This is a genomic window from Kitasatospora sp. NPDC057500, assembly GCF_042802195.1.
Taxonomy (GTDB): domain Bacteria; phylum Actinomycetota; class Actinomycetes; order Streptomycetales; family Streptomycetaceae; genus Kitasatospora.
This window is the reverse complement of record NZ_JBHVER010000397.1, coordinates 1-2,791: the sequence shown is the minus strand read 5'-3', so window position 1 is coordinate 2,791 and position 2,791 is coordinate 1. Positions and strand designations below refer to the sequence as shown.

Here is a 2,791-nt window from a genome sequence, read left to right as displayed (position 1 = left end):
GCCCACCCACCGGGTGACGCACGGCCGGCGGCCCGGCACCGTCACTTCCCCAGAGGAGCCGGACGCGAGATGGCGGACGAAGAGAAGCTGCAGAAGTACCTCCGAAGGGCCACCGCCGAGCTGCAACAGCTGCGCGGCCGGCTGGCGGCGGAGGAGGCCAGGAACCACGAGCCGATCGCGATCGTCGGTCTCGGCTGCCGGTTCCCCGGCGGAGTGCGCTCCCCGGAGGACCTCTGGGAACTGCTGGAGTCGGGCGCCGACGTCGTCACCCCGCTGCCGACCGACCGGGGCTGGCAGCTCGCCGGGGCGATGCCGCACCTGCGCGGCGGGTTCCTGGGCGACGCCGACCGGTTCGACCCGGAGTTCTTCGGGATGGACGCCGCCGAGGCCGCGGCCCTGGACCCCCAGCAGCGGCTGCTGCTGCTGACCTGCTGGGAGGCGTTCGAGCGGGCCGGCATCGACCCGCTGTCCGCCAAGGAGAGCCGCACCGCCGTCTACGCCGGCCTGCAGTTCGCCGGCTACCCGCTGCTGCTGGGCGGCCCGCCGCCCGAGGAGCTGAAGGACTACATCGGCTTCGGCAGTTCGAGCGGCGCCGCGGCCGGCCGGGTCTCCTACCTGATGGGCCTGGTCGGCGGCGCGCTGGCGGTGGACACCCAGTGCACCTCCTCCCTGGTGGCGATCCACCTGGCCGTCAAGGCGCTGCGCAACGGCGAGGCCAACCTCGCGCTGGCCGGCGGGGCGCACGTGATGTCGCTGCCCGGCACGCTGCTGGAGTTCCACCGCAAGGGCACCACCGGACCCAGCGGCCGCTCGCACTCCTTCTCCTCCTCCGCCGACGGCGTCAGCCTCTCCGAGGGCGCCGGCATGCTGCTGCTGGAGCGCCTGTCGGACGCCCGCCGCAACGGCCACCCGGTGCTGGCGGTGATCCGCGGCAGCGCGATCAACCAGGACGGCTCCACCAACGGCATGTTCGCGCCGCGCGGGCAGGCCCAGGAGCAGGTCATCCGGCAGGCGCTGGCCGACGGCCGGGTCGGCGCGGACAGCGTCGACGTGGTGGAGGGCCACGGCGTCGGCGCGGTGCTGGGCGACGGCGTGGAGGCCCGGTCGGTCATCGCGACGTACGGCCGGGCGCACTCCCCCGAGAACCCGGTGCTGCTGGGCTCGGTGAAGTCCAACATCGGCCACACCCAGAGCGTCGGCGGGGTGGCCGGCATCGTGAAGATCATCATGGCGCTGCGCCACCAGCGGCTGCCCCGCACCATCCACGTCGAGCAGCCCACCCCGCACGCCGACTGGTCGGCCGGCACGGTGCGGCTGGCGACCGAGGAGCGGCCCTGGCCGCGCGGCGAGCGGGTGCGCCGGGCGGGCGTCACCTGCCTGACCCTCAGCGGCACCAACACCCACATCGTCCTGGAGGAACCGCCGCTCGACGAGCCGGCCGAGCGCGAGGGGAGCGCTCCCGCCGCCCGCCCGATCGCCTGGACCGTGTCGGCCCGGACCGCGGCCACGCTGCGCGAGCAGGCGGCCCGGGTGCGCGCCGCCTGCGCCGGGACGGACCCGCTGGACACCGCGGTCGCCCTCGCCACCACCCGCTCGGACTTCCGGCACCGCGCCGTGGTGCTCGCCCCGGACCGCGCGGGCCTGCTCGCCGGGCTGGACGCGATCGCCGCCGACACCGCCGACGGGCCGCTGCCGGCGGGCGTCTCGGTGCTGCGCGCGGCCGCCGCCCCGAGCGGCCGCACGGCCCTGGTCTTCGCCGACTCCGGCCTCGAACACCCGGGCACGAGCGAGGAGTTGGCCGCCGCCTTCGCCCCCTGCGAGGCGGCCCTGACGGAGGTCTGCGCCGAGCTCGACCGTGCGCTGGCCGAGGCCGGCGAGAGCGTCGACCCCCGGCCGCTGCGCGAGCAACTCGCCGACCCGGCCCGCAGGTTCGCCTCGCCCCGGCTGGCCCGGGCGGGCCACTTCGCGCTGGCGCTCGCCCTGCACCGCACGGTGGCGGAGTTCGGCATCGAGCCGGAGTACCTGACCGGGCTCGGCGTCGGCGAGGTCGCCGCCGCCCACGCGGCCGGCGCCCTCTCCCTGCCGGACGCCTGCGCGCTGGCCGTCGCCCTGCCCGTGCCCGAGGCCACGGCCGCCGACGCCGCCGGGCTCTGGGTGCAGGCCACCGCGGCCGAGCTGGCGGAGGACCCCGGCCTCGCCGACCCGGACGGCCAGGACGGCCCGCCGGCGGTCACCGCGCTGGACGAGCCCGGCGGCACCGTCGTGAGCGGCCCGCCGGAGCTGCTGGAGGCGCTCGCCGAGCGCTGGCACGCCCGCGGCCGGGCCACCGGGACACCGCCGTCCGCGCGCACCCTGCCGCTCGTCGGCGGCCCGTCCGCCGAGGCCGCCGCCCGGCTGTCCCGCGTCGTCGCCGGGCTGGACTTCCAGGAGCCGTCCGTCCCCCTCGTCTCCGGCCTGACCGGCGAGGTCCTCACCCTGGAGCGGCTGCGCGAGGACGCGTACTGGGCCGGCCACGCCCGGCGGCCCACCCGGCTGCTCGACGCCGGGCGCCGGCTGCGGGCCGAGGGCGTCACCCGGTTCCTGGAGCTGGGCCCGGACTCCGCGCTGACCGCGCTGCTCCACCGCGGCCTCGCCGCCTTCGGCGCGGCCCCCGGCCGGCCGCTGCTGCTGGTCGGCGCCCAGCCGGACCGCCCGGCCGACGGCGCCGACGGCGGCCCGGGGGCCTCGCACGCCCTGCTGGCCGCCGTCGGCGCCCTGCACACCGCAGGCGCGACGGTCCGCTGGACCCCCG

General features: G+C 77.9%; 1 protein-coding gene. It reads left to right on the top strand.

Features of this window, described 5'->3' with window-relative positions; genetic code table 11:
* Positions 1–69: 69 nt before the first annotated feature.
* Positions 70–2,791: type I polyketide synthase (locus ACFU74_RS36860; RefSeq protein WP_380764504.1), on the top strand; the 2,722-nt coding region annotated here is incomplete at its 3' end.